This is a genomic window from Plesiomonas sp. ZOR0011 (assembly GCF_000800945.1).
Taxonomy (GTDB): Bacteria; Pseudomonadota; Gammaproteobacteria; order Enterobacterales; family CAMTGL01; genus Plesiomonas; species Plesiomonas shigelloides.
In genome coordinates this window covers 50,140-67,123 of the sequence record NZ_JRKB01000069.1, presented here as the reverse complement: position 1 = coordinate 67,123, position 16,984 = coordinate 50,140, and the positions used below count along the sequence as shown (strand labels likewise).

Below are 16,984 nucleotides of genomic sequence, written 5' to 3'. Positions count from 1 at the left end.
AACTGACAAGGACAGAGTCGGCCCACGACGTGCGGTACAAAGTGGCTTGATCACGCCGCAAGCCATGAAACGGGCCATGCTGCTGGTACTGCTGCTGACTTTGCTAAGCGGTGGGGTGTTGATCCTGCTGGCCTGCCAAAAGCCGGAAGATATTCTCGGATTTCTGGTAATGGGCGTGCTGGCGATCGTGGCCGCCATTACCTATACCGTGGGTAACAAGCCGTACGGTTATATGGGGCTCGGTGATATTTCGGTGCTGATTTTCTTTGGTCTGCTCGGCGTGGGCGGCACTTATTATCTGCAAACCGGCCACTTTGAAGCCATGGTGCTGCTGCCGGCGCTCGGCTGTGGTTTGCTGGCTACGGCGGTGTTGAACCTCAACAACCTGCGTGATATCGATACCGATCGTCAGTGTGGCAAAAACACCTTGGCCGTGCGCATGGGGCCACTGTGGGGCCGTCGCTACCATCTGCTGCTGTTAGGTGGCGCGCTGCTGAGCTTGGCGCTGTACGCGGCCTTGGCGGTGCATACGGCGGTGATCTGGCTGTTCCTGCTGGCTAGCCCGCTGCTGCTGCGCCACGGTATGGCGGTGTGGAAAGAGCCCAATGGCGCTGCGCTGCGTCCTTTGCTGGAGCAAGTGGTGAAAGGTGCGCTGCTGACCAACGTGCTGTTTGCCGCCGGACTGGTACTCAGCTGATCCTCGCGGCCGCTTTTCGGCGGCCGTCCTGCTTGCAAAATCACACGCTGTCAGCTGGTGATTTTGCAATCACCCCAGACGGGGTTATACTTCGTACAATTTCAACAACTAAAGCCTTATCCTATGAAATACGATACCTCCGAACTGTGCGATATCTATCTGGACCAAGTTGATGTGGTTGAGCCGATGTTCTCCAGCTTCGGCGGACGGAGTTCTTTTGGCGGCAAAATCACCACCATCAAATGCTTTGAAGACAATGCCTTGCTGCGTGATGTGGTGGAAGAGAACGGTCTTGGCCGGGTGCTGCTGATCGATGGCGGTGGTTCACTGCGTCGTGCGCTGCTCGACGGCGAACTGGCGCGCCGCGCAGCCGAGAACGAATGGGAAGGCATGATTATTTATGGCGCGGTGCGTCAGGTTGATGAGCTGGAAGAGTGCGATATTGGCATTCAGGCGCTAGCCTCCATTCCGGTAGGCGCAGACAGCAACGGCCACGGTGAAACCGATGTGCCGGTCAACTTTGGCGGCGTGACCTTCTTACCGGAAGACCACGTGTACGCTGACAGCACCGGTATCATCCTGTCGCCAGAAGCGTTAGATCTGGAGTAACACCGCTGTTAACGCGTAGCGTTGCAACGTTCGCCATAAAAAAACAGAGCATAATGCTCTGTTTTTTTATTGATATTGTAATAACGACGGTGTGAGCACGTGCAGCGACCGAAGCAAACTCGCCTAGCGAGACTGAACCGGTGACACATCCCCACCGCGGGCCAATTACACTTCTTCCATTTTGCCCAGCAGCATGCGCAGGCGCTCTTGCCAGCCTTGATGCTCAGCGCGCAGTTGTTCATTTTCACGCAGCATCGCTTCACGCTCTGCCGCATTCTGCTGCACTTGTTGTTCCAGTGCTTGGTTCTGTTCTTTCAGATCTTCCATTTCCATCTGCAGCAGTTGGATGGTATCTACTGCTTGTTGTACTTTGGCTTCCAGCTTCTCAAATACTTCAAAAGACATAAATAAGGACTCCCTTAAACATCGCCTCATCGCGATCGGTGTGCATTTCCTTGTACTCTACCACCGGCTGCGAGCCAGCGCTATCCGGCGAGCCGCAGGATTTGCGCTGTAACCGACCGATGTTCCATATCGCGCATTGCGCACTGAGCAACGACCTGACTTAATCACGCCCGACTTTCTGCTCTCGCAATAAATCGAAATAAAACGCCATGCCACAGTCTGATTTTTGCGTTAACCATCAATTAACACTCATTACATTCATGCAAACTCGCAACCTTTCTTTCGCTTAATTGATTCAGCTATCAGAAAAGGGCTTAGCAGCAGATTACTCTGCACTCGCCCAATTTTTGAGCCTGTTCACTAAATAATGAGCATTTTCTCTAAAATTTTGACCAATAACGCACATTCACCTTTTGCTGTTTTTCGTATTCGCGCTTTAACGTTACATTTACACCATTGACCAGCCAACTGGTCGAACCAGATAGTGTTTCCGATAACGTACCCCACAATAAATTCAAGGACAGCACGTATGAGCACAACGACCCAGCCCTCATTGACCGGGCAGTGTATCGCGGAATTTATCGGCACCGGCCTGTTAATCTTTTTCGGCCTCGGCTGTGTGGCTGCGGCCAATCTGGCCGGTGCAGCCTTAAGCCTATGGGAAATCAGTATCATCTGGGGTGTCGGGGTTGCGATGGCAATTTACCTGACCGCCGGTGTTTCCGGTGCCCACTTAAACCCAGCGGTCACTATCGCCCTGTGGCTGTTTGCCTGTTTTGAACGCAAACGTGTGCTGCCATACATCGTCGCCCAAGTGGCGGGCGCGTTCGCCGCGGCTGCACTGGTGTACTTCCTGTATGGTAATCTGTTCGCTGAATATGAAACTGCGCACAACATCGTGCGTGGTAGCGCCGAGAGCCTGAAAACTGCCGGGGTCTTCTCTACCTATCCGCATGCGGCCATTTCTGTTGGCCATGCCTTTGTGGTGGAGATGGTGATCACTGCGGTGCTGATGGCCCTGATCATGGCGCTGACCGATGACGGTAACGGTCTGCCACGTGGCCCAATGGCTCCACTGCTGATTGGTCTGGTCATTGCCGTGATCGGCGGCGCGATGGGCCCACTGACTGGCTTTGCGATGAACCCAGCGCGTGACTTTGGTCCGAAACTGCTGGCGTTCTTGGCGGGTTGGGGCGACATGGCCTTAACCGGCGGACGTGATATCCCTTATTTCCTGGTGCCAATTGTGGCGCCGATTGTCGGTGCCTGCTTGGGTGCTGCGGGCTACCGCGCCATGATTGGTCGCAACCTGCCATGCAATACCTGCCGCCTGTCTGATGAAGACGAAAGCGCGCAAACCAAGCAAGCCTGATCCAAAGCGGTGCGGGGAAACTCGCACCGCTTGATGAACAATACGCTAAAAACCACCACAATAAACATTACCTAGGGTAGAACAATGGAATCGATGATGACTGAAAAAAAATACATGGTCGCGCTGGACCAGGGTACGACCAGTTCCCGCGCCATAGTCCTCGATCACAATGCCAATGTCGTTAGCGTATCGCAGCGCGAATTTACCCAGCATTACCCGCAAGCCGGCTGGGTTGAGCATGACCCGATGGAAATCTGGGGTACCCAAAGTGCGGTACTGGTGGAAGTTCTGGCCAAAGCCGGTATTACCTCAGATCAGGTGGCCGGTATCGGGATCACCAACCAGCGTGAAACCACCATTGTGTGGGAAAAAGAAACCGGTAAGCCGGTCTACAATGCCATCGTATGGCAGTGCCGTCGTACCGCGCCGATTTGCGAAGACTTAAAAGCCCAAGGTCTGGAAGAGTACATCCGCCACAACACCGGTCTGGTGGTTGACCCGTACTTCTCCGGCACCAAAGTAAAATGGATCTTGGATCACGTGGAAGGTGCCCGTGAGCGCGCCAAGCGTGGTGAGCTGCTGTTCGGTACCGTCGATACTTGGCTGGTGTGGAAGATGACCCAAGGCCGCGTACACGTGACCGACTACACCAACGCCTCCCGTACCATGCTGTTCAACATCCATACCTTGGATTGGGACAGCAAAATGCTGGAGGTCTTGGACATCCCGCGTGAAATGCTGCCACAGGTACGTCCATCCTCTGAAGTGTACGGCCAAACCAACATTGGTGGTAAAGGCGGTACCCGTATCCCAATCGCTGGTATTGCTGGTGACCAGCAAGCCGCGCTGTTCGGCCAAATGTGTGTACAGCCGGGCATGGCGAAAAATACCTACGGTACCGGCTGCTTCTTGCTGATGAATACCGGTAAGGAAGCGGTACGCTCCCGTCACGGTCTGCTGACCACCCTGGCCTGCGGTCCAAAAGGCGAGCCAAACTATGCCTTGGAAGGCGCCGTGTTTATCGGTGGTGCGTCGATTCAGTGGCTGCGTGACGAGCTGCGTCTGCTGGGCGACTCGTTCGACTCCGAATACTTCGCCTCCAAAGTGAAAGACAGCAACGGCGTGTATGTGGTGCCGGCCTTTACCGGTCTGGGCGCGCCTTACTGGGATCCGTATGCCCGTGGCGCTATCTTCGGTCTGACCCGTGGCGCGAACCGTGACCACCTGATCCGTGCGACCTTGGAATCCGTGGCGTACCAAACCCGTGACGTTCTGGATGCAATGCAAGCTGACTCCGGCACGCCGCTGAAAGCGCTGCGCGTCGATGGCGGTGCGGTGCAGAACAACTTCCTGATGCAGTTCCAGTCTGACATTCTGGGCACCACCGTTGAGCGTCCAGTGGTGCGTGAAGTGACCGCGCTGGGTGCCGCCTATCTGGCCGGTCTGGCCATCGGCTTCTGGAAAGATCTGGACGAGCTGCAGTGCAAAGCAGCAATCGACCGTGTGTTCGAGCCAGGCATGTCCGAAGGCGAACGCGCCCGTCTGTATAAAGGCTGGCAAAAAGCGGTGAGCCGCGCGCAGCACTGGGAAGATTGATCGTCACCGTATGCTGACCCGCTATCACACTGATAGCCCTCTCCACCCTATGACAAACCGTGCTTCGGCGCGGTTTTTTTATCCCTCGAGCGCCTTTGCTGTTTTCTGTCGCCCTTTCATCTACGCGATATCATTGCTCTGCGCCATAATTCATCCACCGCACCTCAATGCTCGCTGTTGCAGCCGAGTGTCATCCGACAAATGTATCCTGCATCACGCTTTTATTTTCCATTACGCAAACGGTTACTTTGGCTTTTGTGATACCATCAGCGGCGTTTTTTGATCCTTGGTCTTTTTGTTCAATCTCTTGCATACAGGTTTGCTCCCATGAAACGTGAATTAGCCATTGAGTTTTCCCGGGTGACTGAAGCAGCGGCACTGGCCGGGTACAAGTGGCTGGGTCGTGGCGATAAAAATACCGCCGATGATGCGGCAGTCCGCGCCATGCGCATCATGCTCAATCAGGTCGACATCGCCGGTGAAATCGTGATCGGTGAAGGGGAAATCGACGAAGCGCCGATGCTGTACATCGGAGAAAAAGTCGGAACAACCAAAGGCGATGCGGTAGATATTGCCGTTGATCCGATTGAAGGCACCCGTATGACCGCAATGGGACAAGCCAACGCTCTGGCGGTACTGGCGGTTGGCGAGAAAGGCACCTTCCTGCGCGCCCCTGACATGTACATGGAAAAACTGGTGGTTGGCCCAGGCGCCAAAGGCGTGATTGATTTGAACCGTTCACTGGCAGACAACCTGATGCGCGTGGCCGCCAAGTTGGATAAACCGCTGAGCTCGCTGACCGTGATCACCTTGGCCAAACCGCGCCATGAAGCGGCGATTGCCGAGATGCAAGCCTTGGGCGTGCGCGTGTTCGCCATTCCTGATGGCGATGTGGCCGCATCAATCCTGACCTGTATGCCCGAGAGCGAAGTGGATGTTCTGTACGGCATCGGCGGCGCGCCAGAAGGAGTGATTTCTGCGGCGGTGATCCGCGCGCTGGATGGCGATATGCAAGGCCGCCTGCTGGCCCGTCACGACGTGAAAGGTGATAGCGCCGAAAACCGCCGTCTGGGTGAAAGCGAGTTGGCGCGCTGCGCCGAAATGGGCATTGAGGCCGGTAAAGTGCTGAGCCTGTCCGATATGGCGCGTAGCGATAACGTGATTTTCTCCGCTACCGGCATCACCAAAGGCGATCTGCTGGAGGGCATTCACCGTCAGGGCAATGTGGCGACCACGGAAACCTTGCTGATCCGCGGTAAATCACGCACCATCCGCCGCATCAAATCGACCCATTATCTGGATCGTAAAGACGCCGCCATCTGCCAAATCATTTTGTAAGGCTGCGCGTTGAGCGCCTTGCCACTCGGCCATGCGCTGCGAAACCGCAAAACCGCACAAACAAAAACGGCGCTCATGATGAGCGCCGTTTTTATTGGTCGTGTCAGCCACCGCTTAGCCAATCCGGCGGCTTACCAGCATCTGCTCATGCTGACGCGCCCGCCACACAATCAGTGCCCAGTTCAGCACAATCAGCACCGCCATGCTCAGCATCAACAGGCCCAACGTGGTCTGGCCGTGCATCGGCAAGCTGGCTGACAACCAAGTGGTGATCCCCGAGCCCATGTTTTGCAAACCGCCCACCAGCGCACCAGCGGTACCGGCCAGCAGTGGGAAGGGGTTCAGCGCACCAGTGGTCGCCAGAGGGAACAGCATGCCACCAGCGAAGAAGAACATCGCCGCTGGGATCAGCAAACTATACACACTCAGCATGCCCAGCACGCCGCACAGCCACATGCTCAAGCCAGCCAACAGCGCCGCGCTAACGGCAATCCACATCAGCTGATGCAAAGAGAAGCTTTTTTGCGATGCCAGCCACGAGCCAACAAACGCTGCCGGTAATGGCAGAATAAACAAAATGCTGACCGTCACTTCGCTCAGGCCCAGCTCGTTGCTCATCAGCACCCCAGCACTGGCTTCAAACACCGCGATCCCCGCCAAGGCAAACACCATGATCAGCACGTAACCGAGGAAATCGGCATTGCCCAGCAGGTGCCGATAGCTGCGCACCAGTCCCATGGCATTGTTTTTCGCCGCCTCCGGACGAGTCTCCGGCAGCAAGGCCGCCATCGCCAGCCATACGCCAGTCCCCAGACACAGCAGGAACACAAAGCAAGCACGCCAACCAAAGTGAGTCGACAGCACGCCCCCCAAAACCGGTGCCAACAGAGGGCTGAAAATAATCCCCATACTGATCAGGCTATTGGCGCGGCGCAGCGCCGCACCTTCAAACAGATCCCGCGGTACGGTACGGATCATCACCCCGGCGACCCCAGTTCCCATGCCCTGAATGGCACTACCGGCCACCAGCATATCCAGTGACGGCGCCAGCAGCGCAAACACGCAGCCGAACACAAACACCAATAAGCCGGACAACACCATCGGACGACGGCCAAAGCGATCCGACAGCGGACCATACACCAACTGTGATAAACCGTACGTCAGCAGATAAGCAGCCATCACCGCCTGCACTGCCCCCGGGCGCACCATCAAGCCGCTGGCAATCTGCGTCATTGCCGGTACGTAGATGGTCTGGGTCATCTGCCCGACCGCTACCAGCAAAATCAGCAGCAATAACATTTTATTTTCTTGTGCTTTATTCATTTTAATCAGGCTTCAGTTACCCTGCCGGAGCCCCACCGTCTGCGAGCAGACAGTGTGAGATGCAGAGTTTACTTCTTGGTATTAAGGGAAAATCAGATGGAAAAACGACCGAAATGGTCAGACGCGATACGATAGCAAAGTCGTGAGCTTGCTCACAACTCCTTATCCTGTAACGCCTTGGGGCGTCTGTACAAATAACCCCGCACCGAATGGAAATAAAACTTTACATTTATACTCTGCCGCCCTCGCAGCATATCTGCGCGCTGACTCTGTGCATAGCCTAGACCTTGCTATCTGAGTTAAGTAAAGCTATTGCTTTATAAACAACAGGGGGCATAATACACAACATATTAACAATTGCCGTCACCCAGTGAGTCATGAGATGAAAACTGCGGATATCATCCTGCACCGCCTGAAAAGTCAGGGGCCGCTGCCGGTCAAGGCGCTGGCCGAGCAACTCGGCATGACCACCATGGGCGTGCGTCAGCATATGCAGCAACTCGAGCAGCAAGCGCTGGTGCGCTACGAAGATCAGCGGGTTAAAATTGGCCGTCCGGTGCGTTACTGGAGCCTGACCGCACAAGGACATGCCCAGTTTCCGGATCGGCATGCCGAACTCTCCGCCCATCTGCTGCTGGCCGTACAGCAGCAATATGGCGAGCAGGCGCTACCCTCGTTGCTGCAAACACGGGAAGATCAGCTGGCTGCACAATATGCGCAGGCCATGGTGCACGCCACCACCCTCGAAGCGCGGCTCAGCGCCTTAGTGCGCCTGCGTGAACAAGATGGCTACATGGCATCGCTGCAAGCGCAGGATGACGCCTTTATCCTGACCGAGCAACACTGCCCGGTGTGCCACGCTGCTAGTCAATGTCAGGCGCTGTGCAGCAGTGAACTGCGCTTATTCCAGCGCCTGCTGGGTGACGACTGCCACATTGAACGAACCGAACATATTGTCGGCGGTGACCGGCGCTGCACCTACCGGATCACCCCACGACACGCCTCTTGCTCCACCCTCTCGCCCCAATAAGGAGTCAGCCATGACTGAATGGGTTGCAGGCACCGTGATCAGCAACACCCGCTGGACTGAGCGGTTGTTCTCATTACGAGTACGGGCTGATATTGCCCCGTTTCAAGCCGGTCAGTTCACTAAACTGGCGTTGGATCTCGATGGTGAGCGCGTGCAGCGCGCTTACTCGTACGTCAATGGCAGCGCCAATCCGGAGTTAGAGTTCTACATTATTCAGGCGCCGCAAGGGCGTCTTTCACCGGCGCTGCAACGTCTGCAGCCGGGCGATCCCCTGTGGTTAACCCGCGACGCCAATGGTTTTTTTGTCCTCGATGAGATCCCGCCCGCCCGCGATTTGTGGATGCTGGCGACCGGCACCGCCATCGGCCCTTACCTGTCGATTCTGGCCGACCCGAGCGCGTTAACACGCTTTACCCATCTGCGCCTGATCCACGCCGTGCGCCGGCAAGAAGATTTAAGTTACCTGCCGCAGATGCGCGAGTTAGAGCAGCGTTACGCTGGCCGCCTACGCTGCCTGACGGTGGTCAGCCGCGAAGCCAATCCTGATGGGCTGGAAGGGCGGATTCCAGATCTGCTGACCAGCGGCGCCCTCGAGCAGGCCGCCGACTTAGCGATCAGTGCCGAGCACAGTCACCTGATGCTGTGCGGAAATCCGCAGATGGTGCGCGACACCCAAGCCTTGCTGAAAGAACAATATGGCCTGAGCAAGCACCTGCGTCGCAAGCCCGGGCAGATCACCAGCGAGCACTACTGGTAACCAAATCTCCGCACCGCATGCCGGATCAAAAAAGTGGCCACGATGGGCCACTTTTTTATATTTTCTGATGTTGTTTTCTGTTGTCAGTTTGCGCTGTCGCCGTGCTTATCCACGCCAGCGGATTGCGGTCGGCAAATCACCAAAACGATTAGCTTCCGGTTGACCACGAAACACCCCGCAATCGAGCACCAACACCACCAGCACAAACAGCGGCATAAAGCGTGCAATCGCCCATTGCCAAAATGGATCGGTCACATGCGGCGCTAAACCAGGAAACAAAATAGGGATCAGCAGCAGAGCCGAAAAGCCCGCCGGTTTGCCACGGTCGTGCAGGCGTTTGCTGATCACCGCCAGCAACGGCCACAACAACACCAATACCCACGCATCACGCAGCAACGGATAAGCCGATAACAGCGCCGTGCCCAGCATCAGTAGCAGCAGACAGACTGCAATACCCAGCCAGAATCCTCGACGATCCAGTCGTCCCTGAAATGAAAACAACCACGTGCTTATCGGCATAACTCACCTTTGTATCCAGTCACTCTATCAGGCCGCACATTATCCTGCTTCCAACGGAACTTCCCAGCAGTAAAAGTGCAAGGCGTGCGAAAGTACACAACTTTAGCGCCTACCACGTGCCACATTCACGCCTCTGATAGCTCACGCGAAGCTACAAGGTCAACGCATACAGCAGGCGATTATCCAGAGGTTGGTAACCTAAAGACTGATACAGTTGCCGCGCCGGATGATTGGCAAACTCGGTGTCCAACACCAACGCGCCAGCGTTAGTGTATTCGGCAAACTCGCGCGCTTTTTCCATCAGCGCCCGCCCGACCCCTTGTTCGCGAAATGCGTCATCCACGTACAAATCGTTGACCAGCCACGTGCGCTGCACATCAATGGAAGAGAGCAGCGGATACAACTGCACAAAACCCAGCAGCTGCGACTCCTCTTGGACCGCGACAAAAATGATGCTCTCATCAAAGCGGATGCGATTTTTCAAAAAGACCTGCGAACGCTTCAGATCCGGCTTCCCGCCAAACAGCACTCGATAACGCTCAAACGCCTCGGCCAGTAGCTCCAAATTCCAGATTTCGGCTTTAAACAGACGCATGCCCTCTCCTTAGGCCTTTTCAATCCTCTGTTTCAACGTTAGCCTACTCGGGTTAAAAAATCGACAGCGTGCCGTGGCTTTGTCCCACTCTCGCCCAACTATTACGCATACTTGCAGTCAGGATCACCGCCAGCCAGCCTGAGTGGTGCGCAGCAAAAGCCTGATACGCGATTGCGTATGGTGCTGAGTTACTGGCTTTCGTAAATAGGCAACAAAAAATGCCGATGGAAGCACAAATCTATGATGATTCTCTGATAAATCGATTCAGATAACTGTTATATTTTTTCGGATATGTTTAACAGATCAGCGGCGGTAGCCCAGTGCGGCTATTCAGATCGCTCTATATTGACTGGAGAGTAAAGCATGCGTCGTCCATTAGTTATGGGTAACTGGAAGCTGAACGGCAACAAAGCCATGGTACAAGAGCTGATTGCTGGCCTGAAAGCCGAATTGAACGGTGTGGACGGTTGTAGCGTGGCGATTGCGCCACCAGTGATGTATCTGGCCGAAGCGCAAACTGCGCTGCAAGGCTCTGCCATTGCTCTGGGTAGCCAGAACGTTGACGTAAACCTGTCTGGCGCGTTCACCGGCGACATCTCTGCTGACATGCTGAAAGAGTTTGGTGCTGAGTACATCATCATCGGTCACTCCGAGCGTCGTACTTATCACAAAGAAAGCGATGCGTTCATTGCGCAAAAATTTGGCGTACTGAAAGCTGCCGGTCTGATCCCAGTACTGTGCATCGGTGAAACCGAAGCCGAAAACGAAGCTGGCCAAACTGAAGCGGTGTGCGCTAAGCAGCTGGACGCCGTACTGAACACCTTGGGCGCCGAAGCGTTCATGGGCGCAGTGATTGCCTACGAGCCAGTATGGGCAATCGGTACTGGCAAGTCTGCCACTCCAGCACAAGCGCAAGCCGTGCACGCGTTCATCCGTGGCCACGTGGCTAAGCATGACGCCAAAGTTGCTGAGCAAGTGATCATCCAGTACGGCGGCTCCGTAAACGCTGCTAACGCCGCTGAGCTGTTCACCCAGCCAGACATCGATGGCGCGCTGGTTGGCGGTGCTTCTCTGAAAGCGGATGCCTTTGCGGTGATCGTTAAAGCGGCAGCGCAAGCCAAAGCCTAATTTTCCGCGTCGCATTCACTGATGTCGCATTGATGTCACATTGATATCGATGCCACATTGATACGGCGACGCCAGCGAGCTCCTCGCAGCATTCAAAAATCCCGGCTCTCAAGACCGGGATTTTTTATATCCATACCGGCTCAGTATCGGCTACCGCACGCTTTTTTCCACACTACTCGCTCCACTTGCCTATCCACTGCCTACCCCACTTTGCCGTGTGCTAGCCACAGAATTCTGGCCATAAAAAAACGGCCACCGTAGTGACCGCTTTTTAAGATGCGCTTCGCCATACCGATAAGCTATGGGCAATACGCCTCAGAGCACGGGTTGCGTATCAGAACAGTTTTTTCGCTGTCGCCAGCCAATCGGCTTTGAATGGACGCTTCATGTTCTCGATAGCATCGATGATGTCATGATGCACCATCTTCTCGTTCTGAATACCGACACAGCGGCCACCGTAACCTTCCAGCAGCAGCTCAACTGCGTAAGCGCCCATACGGGAAGCCAGAATACGGTCATATGCTACCGGCGCACCGCCACGCTGAATGTGGCCCAAAATAGTAGCGCGGGTTTCACGACCGGTTTCTTTCTCGATGAACTTAGCCAGCTCGTTCACATCACAGATGTGCTCGGTGATCGCCACGATCGCGTGCTTCTTACCTTTGCTGATCCCGGCCATGATCTCTTCCACCAGCTCTTGGCGGTTGAATTCCACTTCCGGCAGCACGATAAACTCACAGCCACCGGCAATCGCTGCAGCCAGTGTCAGGTCACCACAGTGGCGGCCCATCACTTCTACGATAGAGATACGCTGGTGCGAAGATGAGGTATCACGCAGACGGTCAATCGCTTCCAGCACGGTTTCCAGTGCGGTGAAATAACCGATGGTGTAGTCAGTACCGGCCACATCATTATCAATCGTACCCGGCAGACCGATGCATGGGAAACCCATTTCCGTCAGCTTCTTAGCCCCCATGTAGGAGCCGTCACCGCCGATCACTACCAGAGCATCGATGTCATGACTGCGCAGATTGGCCACCGCCTGTTCCCGCACTTTTTCATCACGAAATTCTGGGAAACGCGCTGAACCGAGGAAAGTACCACCACGGTTGATGACATCGGACACGCTCTGACGATCCAGTTTACGGATACGGTTCTGGTGCAGACCCAGATAACCATCCATCACACCGTAAACTTCCAGCCCTTCACTCAATGCTGCCCGAACCACACCGCGAATGGCAGCGTTCATTCCCGGTGCGTCACCACCACTGGTCAATACGCCAATCTTTTTAATCATGACAACCCTCTGACTTTCGGAAGTTAGTTACTGCTCAGACTGCCCACCCGGATCCACATCCCCCAATGTTCTGATCCGAATGCCATTGCAGCTAAACTCCGGCATCTTACCCCAAGTTATGCGGACATAAGATGACAGGAAAAAATAAGTACGTGATGAGTATTACAATTTTGAAAAAAAACTAAATTGATACGCATCACAGTAACTCATCACACCCACTGCAAGGGCAAAATCGATCGGCTTACTCCTTTCAGCATGAAGGATTGTGATAAAAGTTTACGAGATTTGGCTCACAGCACTGTTTTTCATTTCCAATGGCACCGCCGATACCGGATCTTGGTGAATGATCACATCCGCCCCCGGGAACAACGCCATCAGATCGTGCTCTACCCCATCGGCAATCCGATGAGCATCGACCAACGGCAGGTTATCGTCTAATTCTAGATGCAGCTGGATAAAGCGGGTAGGCCCGGCGCGACGAGTACGCAGTTGATGCACACCACGCACGCCCGGCGTTGAGCGCACGCGCTCTAAAATCTGGGCGCGCTCTTCTTCCGGCAGCGCCTGATCCAGCAACGATTGCACCGCATGGTAGCCCATCACCACCGCACTGATCAGGATGTAGCAACCAATACCGACGGCAAACAGCGCATCCGCCATACCGATGCCCCACCAGCTCAGGCCGATGGCCAGCAAAATCGCCCCGTTCATCAGCAAGTCACTTTGATAGTGCAACATGTCGGCTTTGATGGCCTGACTGCCGGTACGGCGTACCACCTGACGTTGGAACGCCAGCAGCGCCAAAGTCACCAGCAGCGCAAACACGGTGACGCCCATTCCTAATCCAGGATCGGTCATCGGCTGCGGGTTAATCAAACGCTCGCCACCTTGCAGCAACAGGAAAAAGGCTGAGCCGGAGATAAACATGCTCTGAGCCAACGCCGCTAATGACTCGGCTTTGCCGTGACCGAAACGGTGCTCTTCATCCGCCGGTTGCAGTGAGTAGCGGATCACCAGCAAATTGGTTAGTGAGGCAGCAATATCCAGCAGCGAATCCACCACCGAAGCCAACAGACTGACAGCGCCGGTCTTCCACCAGGCCACGATTTTGACCAGTAGCAGCAAGGTCGCCACCGACGTTGAACACAACGCCGCCAGTTTGACCCAGTGCCCGTATTCCTTGTTCATTTGAATGTACTCCGCCTTCATTTGTATGGACGATTGGCACTGCTCAGTATACCGGTTTCAACGCCGCTCTGCGTCGCACAATGAAAAACCCCGGCCTGCACAGTAATGCAGACCGGGGTGAGACAGGCTATTTTGTTGTTATAAAATCAGTTGCTGGCGGGGGTCGCCGGAGCAACCGCTGGAGCTGGTGTCGCTACAGGCTGACGCGCCGCAAAACGCTGGTCAACTTTGGCTTTCTGCTCTGGTGTCAGCAGGTTGTACATTTGGTTGTGCACCTTGGCACGCTGTACTTGCTGCTCGATACGCTGAGTATTCATTTTTTCAAACATGGTGCGCGCCGCAGCTTCATCAAATTTTGGCGCGGTCATGATAGCGTGCATCTGGGTACGCATTTGCGCGTCCATCATTGGCTGGCGATCCAGCTGAGTGCACAGCTCGGTAAACTGTTTTTGTTGCGCTTCGGTCAGGTTCAGACCTTTAGTGGCGAAACCGGCACAACGCATGCCGCGGCCTTGACCGTTGTGATGCTTTTGCATCATGCCGCCGTCCATCATACCTTTGCCCATCATCATGGTGTCATTTTGACCACCTTGTGCAAATGCCATGGTGGAAGTCAGAGCCACAACAGATGCGATCATCACTTTGTTCAGTACACGCATGGTTATCTCCTCAAAAAAACAGTGCGATATATGTCGAGTGCAGCGCCAAGCGCGTTACTCTCTGGTGCAATGTGTCTATGGATTTAAGTGTACGCCGTCTCCTGCAAAGTGCTGTCAGTAGATGTAAAGCTGTGTAAAGGCTAATAGCCCTGCTGCGTGGGATCCCTTACCTTATAAAGCATAACTGATGGAGACTGTTCCCATGACCCGATTACTGTTGGTAGATGACGATCTGGAGCTCACTGATCTGTTGTCCGAATTGCTGGATATGGAAGGCTTTAGCGTCACGGTCGCCCATGATGGCGATCAGGCTCTGGCGATGCTCGATGCCTCTATCGATATGATTTTGCTGGATGTGATGATGCCCAAACGCAATGGGCTGGAAACCCTAAAAGCCTTGCGCCTAGAGCACAATACTCCGGTGTTGATGCTGACCGCGCGCGGCAGCGAGCTGGATCGCGTGCTGGGCCTCGAGCTTGGCGCCGATGACTATCTGCCCAAGCCGTTTAACGATCGCGAACTGGTAGCGCGCATTCGCGCTATCTTGCGCCGTACCAGCCGTCCGGTCGAAGAAAAGACCAGCGATACCCTCCACTTTGACCAATTGGAGCTTTATCCTGGGCGGCAAGAAGCGCGCTTTGCGGGCACCTTACTGGAGCTGACCGGCACCGAATTTAGCCTGCTACAACAACTGGTACAGCATCCGGGCGAGATCTTATCGCGCGAGAGCCTGAGCCTCGACATCCTCGGCAAACGCCTGTCACCGTTTGACCGCTCGATCGACATGCACATGTCTAATCTGCGCAAAAAGCTGCCCGACCGCCAAGACGGTCTGCCGTGGTTTAAGACCCTGCGCGGGCGCGGTTATCTGCTGGTGGCCGCCTCATGAATGCGCGTCGCCTGTGCGCCTCCACATTCGGGCTGTGTAACAGCTTGACCGCACGCATCTTCGCCATCTTCTGGTTTACACTGGCACTGGTGCTGTTGGTGGTGCTGATGTTGCCACGTTGGGACAGCCGTAACGCCTCGGCACTGTCAGAGCGCGAGCAGCTGAACTACCAGCGCTTTGTGACCCAAATTGCCGAGCGCCTGCAAGCGCTACCGAGCGACAGCCAAGATCAGCAGATTCGCCAAGCGCTACGCAACAGCGATCACAGCCGACTGCGCATCACCCTACAACGCGCCGATGGGCTACTGCTCAACACCAACCATATGGGCGTGCGCGAGATGAATAACTTCATCGCCCTGTCCGAAGAGCTGCAAGCGCCGCGCAAGAAACTGTATAACCAACGGATGGTGATTGGCCCGTTTCTGATCCAAGTCCACGGTGAGCCATTCCGGCTGTTTTTGTCTCACCCTGCCAGTAGCAAGGCCGGTTTTCTCAATTACCTGCTCGATCACCCGCTGACGTTGCTCGGGGTGACCATGCTGATCAGTACGCCATTTTTACTCTGGCTCGCTTGGAGTCTGGCTCGGCCAGCACGGCGTTTACAGCAAGCGGCCAACAAAGTGGCGCGCGGTGAGCTAACCCCTGACCCGCAGCTTGAGCGCGGCGCCAAAGAGTTTCGTGCTACTGGCCGCAGCTTCAATCAGATGATTTCGGCCTTGGAGCAGATGGTGGGTAATCAGCAACGTTTGCTATCGGATATCTCTCATGAGCTGCGCACGCCACTGACGCGCCTGCAATTGGCCACCGCGCTGGTGCGCCGTCGACAAGGGGAAAGTCACGAACTGGCGCGTATCGAAACCGAAGCCCAGCGCCTCGATGCCATGATTGGCGAGCTGTTGGCCTTATCGCGTTTGCAGCTCAATAGCCATTTGGAGCGCGAAACCGTGCCGGCCGATGAGCTGTGGCTGCCGGTGTTAGATGATGCCATTTTCGAAGCCGAACAAAGCGGTAAACAGCTGACCATCAGCGCCGCTCCGGGTCCTTGGCTGCTGTCTGGCAATCGTGCATTACTGGAAAGCGCGCTGGAAAACGTCATTCGTAATGCCCTGCGCTATGCGCACCATGACATCCATGTCAGCTTCTGCCGTACCGCCTTGCCCGACGGCGGCCATGAGCTCTGTATCACACTGGATGACGATGGCCCGGGCGTACCAGAAAGCGAGCGCGAGAAAATTTTCCGCCCGTTTTATCGCACCGATGAAGCGCGGGCGCGCACCTCCGGCGGTACCGGACTTGGCTTGGCGATTGTCGATAATGCCCTGCGTCAGCATCAAGGCCATATCGAAGCGGCCACCAGCCCGCTGGGCGGATTGCGTCTGATCCTGCGCTTGCCGCTGCTTGCCTAAACCGCCGCGCACATCTCGCGGCCCTCACACACCAAAGCGCTGACCGGGATACCGCCAGTCAGTGCTTATTTCCACCACAACGTAGCTTCACAACGCCGCCGGTTGTACCCCATCACCGCAATCGGGTATCCTGCTGCTCATTCGTTTATCCGCCGGCCTTCGCGCCCACGCTGACA

The 16,984-nt window shown here is 55.4% G+C and carries 18 protein-coding genes; 10 read left to right on the top strand and 8 right to left on the bottom strand.

Annotated elements, in window-relative coordinates; translation table 11 throughout:
- Together menA and rraA are read left to right on the top strand one after the other, a co-directional pair.
- On the top strand, positions 1-697 hold a 697-nt coding region (gene menA / locus L975_RS12755), incomplete at its 5' end, for a 1,4-dihydroxy-2-naphthoate octaprenyltransferase (RefSeq protein ID WP_047708951.1).
- A gap of 123 nt (positions 698-820) precedes the next feature.
- Positions 821-1,306: a ribonuclease E activity regulator RraA gene (gene rraA, locus L975_RS12750; protein ID WP_010864872.1), complete on the top strand. Its 486-nt coding sequence runs from the start codon at positions 821-823 to the stop codon at positions 1,304-1,306.
- Between the two features lie 165 nt (positions 1,307-1,471).
- Here the strand turns inward: rraA and zapB are convergent, their stop codons facing one another.
- Positions 1,472-1,711 carry a cell division protein ZapB gene (gene zapB / locus L975_RS12745; protein WP_010864873.1) on the bottom strand — a complete coding sequence of 80 codons (240 nt, stop codon included), beginning with the start codon at positions 1,709-1,711 and terminating at the stop codon, positions 1,472-1,474.
- A 529-nt stretch (positions 1,712-2,240) separates the two neighbouring features.
- Between zapB and L975_RS12740 the strand changes: the two genes are divergently transcribed.
- Complete coding sequence (locus L975_RS12740; protein WP_039046059.1) at positions 2,241-3,083, top strand: MIP/aquaporin family protein; 843 nt, start codon at positions 2,241-2,243, stop codon at positions 3,081-3,083.
- Positions 3,084-3,176: 93 nt separating this feature from the next.
- Complete coding sequence (gene glpK / locus L975_RS12735) at positions 3,177-4,679, top strand: glycerol kinase GlpK (RefSeq protein ID WP_036770049.1); 1,503 nt, start codon at positions 3,177-3,179, stop codon at positions 4,677-4,679.
- A 190-nt stretch (positions 4,680-4,869) separates the two neighbouring features.
- Here glpK and L975_RS18655 read toward each other — a convergent pair whose 3' ends face one another.
- The gene (locus L975_RS18655) at positions 4,870-4,992 is read right to left on the bottom strand and encodes a hypothetical protein (RefSeq protein ID WP_255359278.1); all 123 of its coding nucleotides are present in this window, start codon (positions 4,990-4,992) and stop codon (positions 4,870-4,872) included.
- 14 nt (positions 4,993-5,006) lie between these two features.
- On the opposite strand from L975_RS18655, the gene glpX reads away from it, so the two are divergent.
- Positions 5,007-6,017, top strand: a complete 1,011-nt coding sequence (gene glpX, locus L975_RS12730; RefSeq protein WP_010864876.1) for a class II fructose-bisphosphatase — start codon at positions 5,007-5,009, stop codon at positions 6,015-6,017.
- A 114-nt stretch (positions 6,018-6,131) separates the two neighbouring features.
- Here the strand turns inward: glpX and emrD are convergent, their stop codons facing one another.
- Positions 6,132-7,340, bottom strand: coding sequence for a multidrug efflux MFS transporter EmrD (emrD, locus tag L975_RS12725; RefSeq protein ID WP_039046060.1), 1,209 nt, complete (start codon positions 7,338-7,340; stop codon positions 6,132-6,134).
- Between the two features lie 382 nt (positions 7,341-7,722).
- Here emrD and L975_RS12720 point away from each other — a divergent pair, with 382 nt between their 5' ends.
- Both L975_RS12720 and L975_RS12715 read left to right on the top strand, forming a co-directional pair.
- Complete coding sequence (locus tag L975_RS12720) at positions 7,723-8,370, top strand: metalloregulator ArsR/SmtB family transcription factor (protein WP_039046061.1); 648 nt, start codon at positions 7,723-7,725, stop codon at positions 8,368-8,370.
- 10 nt (positions 8,371-8,380) lie between these two features.
- Entirely contained in the window at positions 8,381-9,127 is a 747-nt protein-coding gene (locus tag L975_RS12715; protein ID WP_047708943.1) for a ferredoxin--NADP(+) reductase, read from the top strand.
- 105 nt (positions 9,128-9,232) lie between these two features.
- Here the strand turns inward: L975_RS12715 and L975_RS12710 are convergent, their stop codons facing one another.
- Both L975_RS12710 and L975_RS12705 read right to left on the bottom strand, forming a co-directional pair.
- Positions 9,233-9,646, bottom strand: a complete 414-nt coding sequence (locus L975_RS12710; protein ID WP_010864881.1) for a DUF805 domain-containing protein — start codon at positions 9,644-9,646, stop codon at positions 9,233-9,235.
- Between the two features lie 151 nt (positions 9,647-9,797).
- The gene (locus L975_RS12705; RefSeq protein ID WP_010864882.1) at positions 9,798-10,241 is read right to left on the bottom strand and encodes a GNAT family N-acetyltransferase; all 444 of its coding nucleotides are present in this window, start codon (positions 10,239-10,241) and stop codon (positions 9,798-9,800) included.
- Between the two features lie 363 nt (positions 10,242-10,604).
- On the opposite strand from L975_RS12705, the gene tpiA reads away from it, so the two are divergent.
- Positions 10,605-11,369: a triose-phosphate isomerase gene (gene tpiA, locus L975_RS12700; protein ID WP_047708942.1), complete on the top strand. Its 765-nt coding sequence runs from the start codon at positions 10,605-10,607 to the stop codon at positions 11,367-11,369.
- A 334-nt stretch (positions 11,370-11,703) separates the two neighbouring features.
- On the opposite strand, the gene pfkA is transcribed toward tpiA, so the two are convergent.
- The 3 genes from pfkA to L975_RS12685 all read right to left on the bottom strand — a co-directional run bounded on the left by pfkA (position 11,704) and on the right by L975_RS12685 (position 14,513).
- Positions 11,704-12,666 carry a 6-phosphofructokinase gene (gene pfkA / locus L975_RS12695; protein ID WP_010864884.1) on the bottom strand — a complete coding sequence of 321 codons (963 nt, stop codon included), beginning with the start codon at positions 12,664-12,666 and terminating at the stop codon, positions 11,704-11,706.
- A 276-nt stretch (positions 12,667-12,942) separates the two neighbouring features.
- Positions 12,943-13,854 carry a CDF family cation-efflux transporter FieF gene (fieF, locus tag L975_RS12690; protein WP_010864885.1) on the bottom strand — a complete coding sequence of 304 codons (912 nt, stop codon included), beginning with the start codon at positions 13,852-13,854 and terminating at the stop codon, positions 12,943-12,945.
- A 146-nt stretch (positions 13,855-14,000) separates the two neighbouring features.
- The gene (locus L975_RS12685) at positions 14,001-14,513 is read right to left on the bottom strand and encodes a Spy/CpxP family protein refolding chaperone (RefSeq protein WP_047708941.1); all 513 of its coding nucleotides are present in this window, start codon (positions 14,511-14,513) and stop codon (positions 14,001-14,003) included.
- Positions 14,514-14,715: 202 nt separating this feature from the next.
- Between L975_RS12685 and cpxR the strand changes: the two genes are divergently transcribed.
- Both cpxR and cpxA read left to right on the top strand, forming a co-directional pair.
- Positions 14,716-15,402 (top strand): envelope stress response regulator transcription factor CpxR, encoded by a 687-nt coding sequence (gene cpxR, locus L975_RS12680; RefSeq protein WP_010864887.1) that lies wholly within the window; start codon positions 14,716-14,718, stop codon positions 15,400-15,402.
- A gap of 32 nt (positions 15,403-15,434) precedes the next feature.
- Entirely contained in the window at positions 15,435-16,808 is a 1,374-nt protein-coding gene (gene cpxA, locus L975_RS12675; RefSeq protein ID WP_036770677.1) for an envelope stress sensor histidine kinase CpxA, read from the top strand.
- The last annotated feature ends 176 nt before the right edge of the window (positions 16,809-16,984 follow it).

What these genes read in the sequence shown, in the direction of transcription:
- L975_RS18655 (WP_255359278.1), bottom strand. Translation starts at nt 4,992, where the DNA reads ATGCAAGAGATTGAACAAAAAGACCAAGGATCAAAAAACGCCGCTGAT.
- glpK (WP_036770049.1), top strand. Translation starts at nt 3,177, where the DNA reads ATGATGACTGAAAAAAAATACATGGTCGCGCTGGACCAGGGTACGACC.
- L975_RS12740 (WP_039046059.1), top strand. Translation starts at nt 2,241, where the DNA reads ATGAGCACAACGACCCAGCCCTCATTGACCGGGCAGTGTATCGCGGAA.
- L975_RS12720 (WP_039046061.1), top strand. Translation starts at nt 7,723, where the DNA reads ATGAAAACTGCGGATATCATCCTGCACCGCCTGAAAAGTCAGGGGCCG.
- zapB (WP_010864873.1), bottom strand. Translation starts at nt 1,711, where the DNA reads ATGTCTTTTGAAGTATTTGAGAAGCTGGAAGCCAAAGTACAACAAGCA.
- tpiA (WP_047708942.1), top strand. Translation starts at nt 10,605, where the DNA reads ATGCGTCGTCCATTAGTTATGGGTAACTGGAAGCTGAACGGCAACAAA.
- cpxR (WP_010864887.1), top strand. Translation starts at nt 14,716, where the DNA reads ATGACCCGATTACTGTTGGTAGATGACGATCTGGAGCTCACTGATCTG.
- L975_RS12705 (WP_010864882.1), bottom strand. Translation starts at nt 10,241, where the DNA reads ATGCGTCTGTTTAAAGCCGAAATCTGGAATTTGGAGCTACTGGCCGAG.
- L975_RS12715 (WP_047708943.1), top strand. Translation starts at nt 8,381, where the DNA reads ATGACTGAATGGGTTGCAGGCACCGTGATCAGCAACACCCGCTGGACT.
- rraA (WP_010864872.1), top strand. Translation starts at nt 821, where the DNA reads ATGAAATACGATACCTCCGAACTGTGCGATATCTATCTGGACCAAGTT.
- L975_RS12685 (WP_047708941.1), bottom strand. Translation starts at nt 14,513, where the DNA reads ATGCGTGTACTGAACAAAGTGATGATCGCATCTGTTGTGGCTCTGACT.
- fieF (WP_010864885.1), bottom strand. Translation starts at nt 13,854, where the DNA reads ATGAACAAGGAATACGGGCACTGGGTCAAACTGGCGGCGTTGTGTTCA.
- pfkA (WP_010864884.1), bottom strand. Translation starts at nt 12,666, where the DNA reads ATGATTAAAAAGATTGGCGTATTGACCAGTGGTGGTGACGCACCGGGA.
- emrD (WP_039046060.1), bottom strand. Translation starts at nt 7,340, where the DNA reads ATGAATAAAGCACAAGAAAATAAAATGTTATTGCTGCTGATTTTGCTG.
- glpX (WP_010864876.1), top strand. Translation starts at nt 5,007, where the DNA reads ATGAAACGTGAATTAGCCATTGAGTTTTCCCGGGTGACTGAAGCAGCG.
- L975_RS12710 (WP_010864881.1), bottom strand. Translation starts at nt 9,646, where the DNA reads ATGCCGATAAGCACGTGGTTGTTTTCATTTCAGGGACGACTGGATCGT.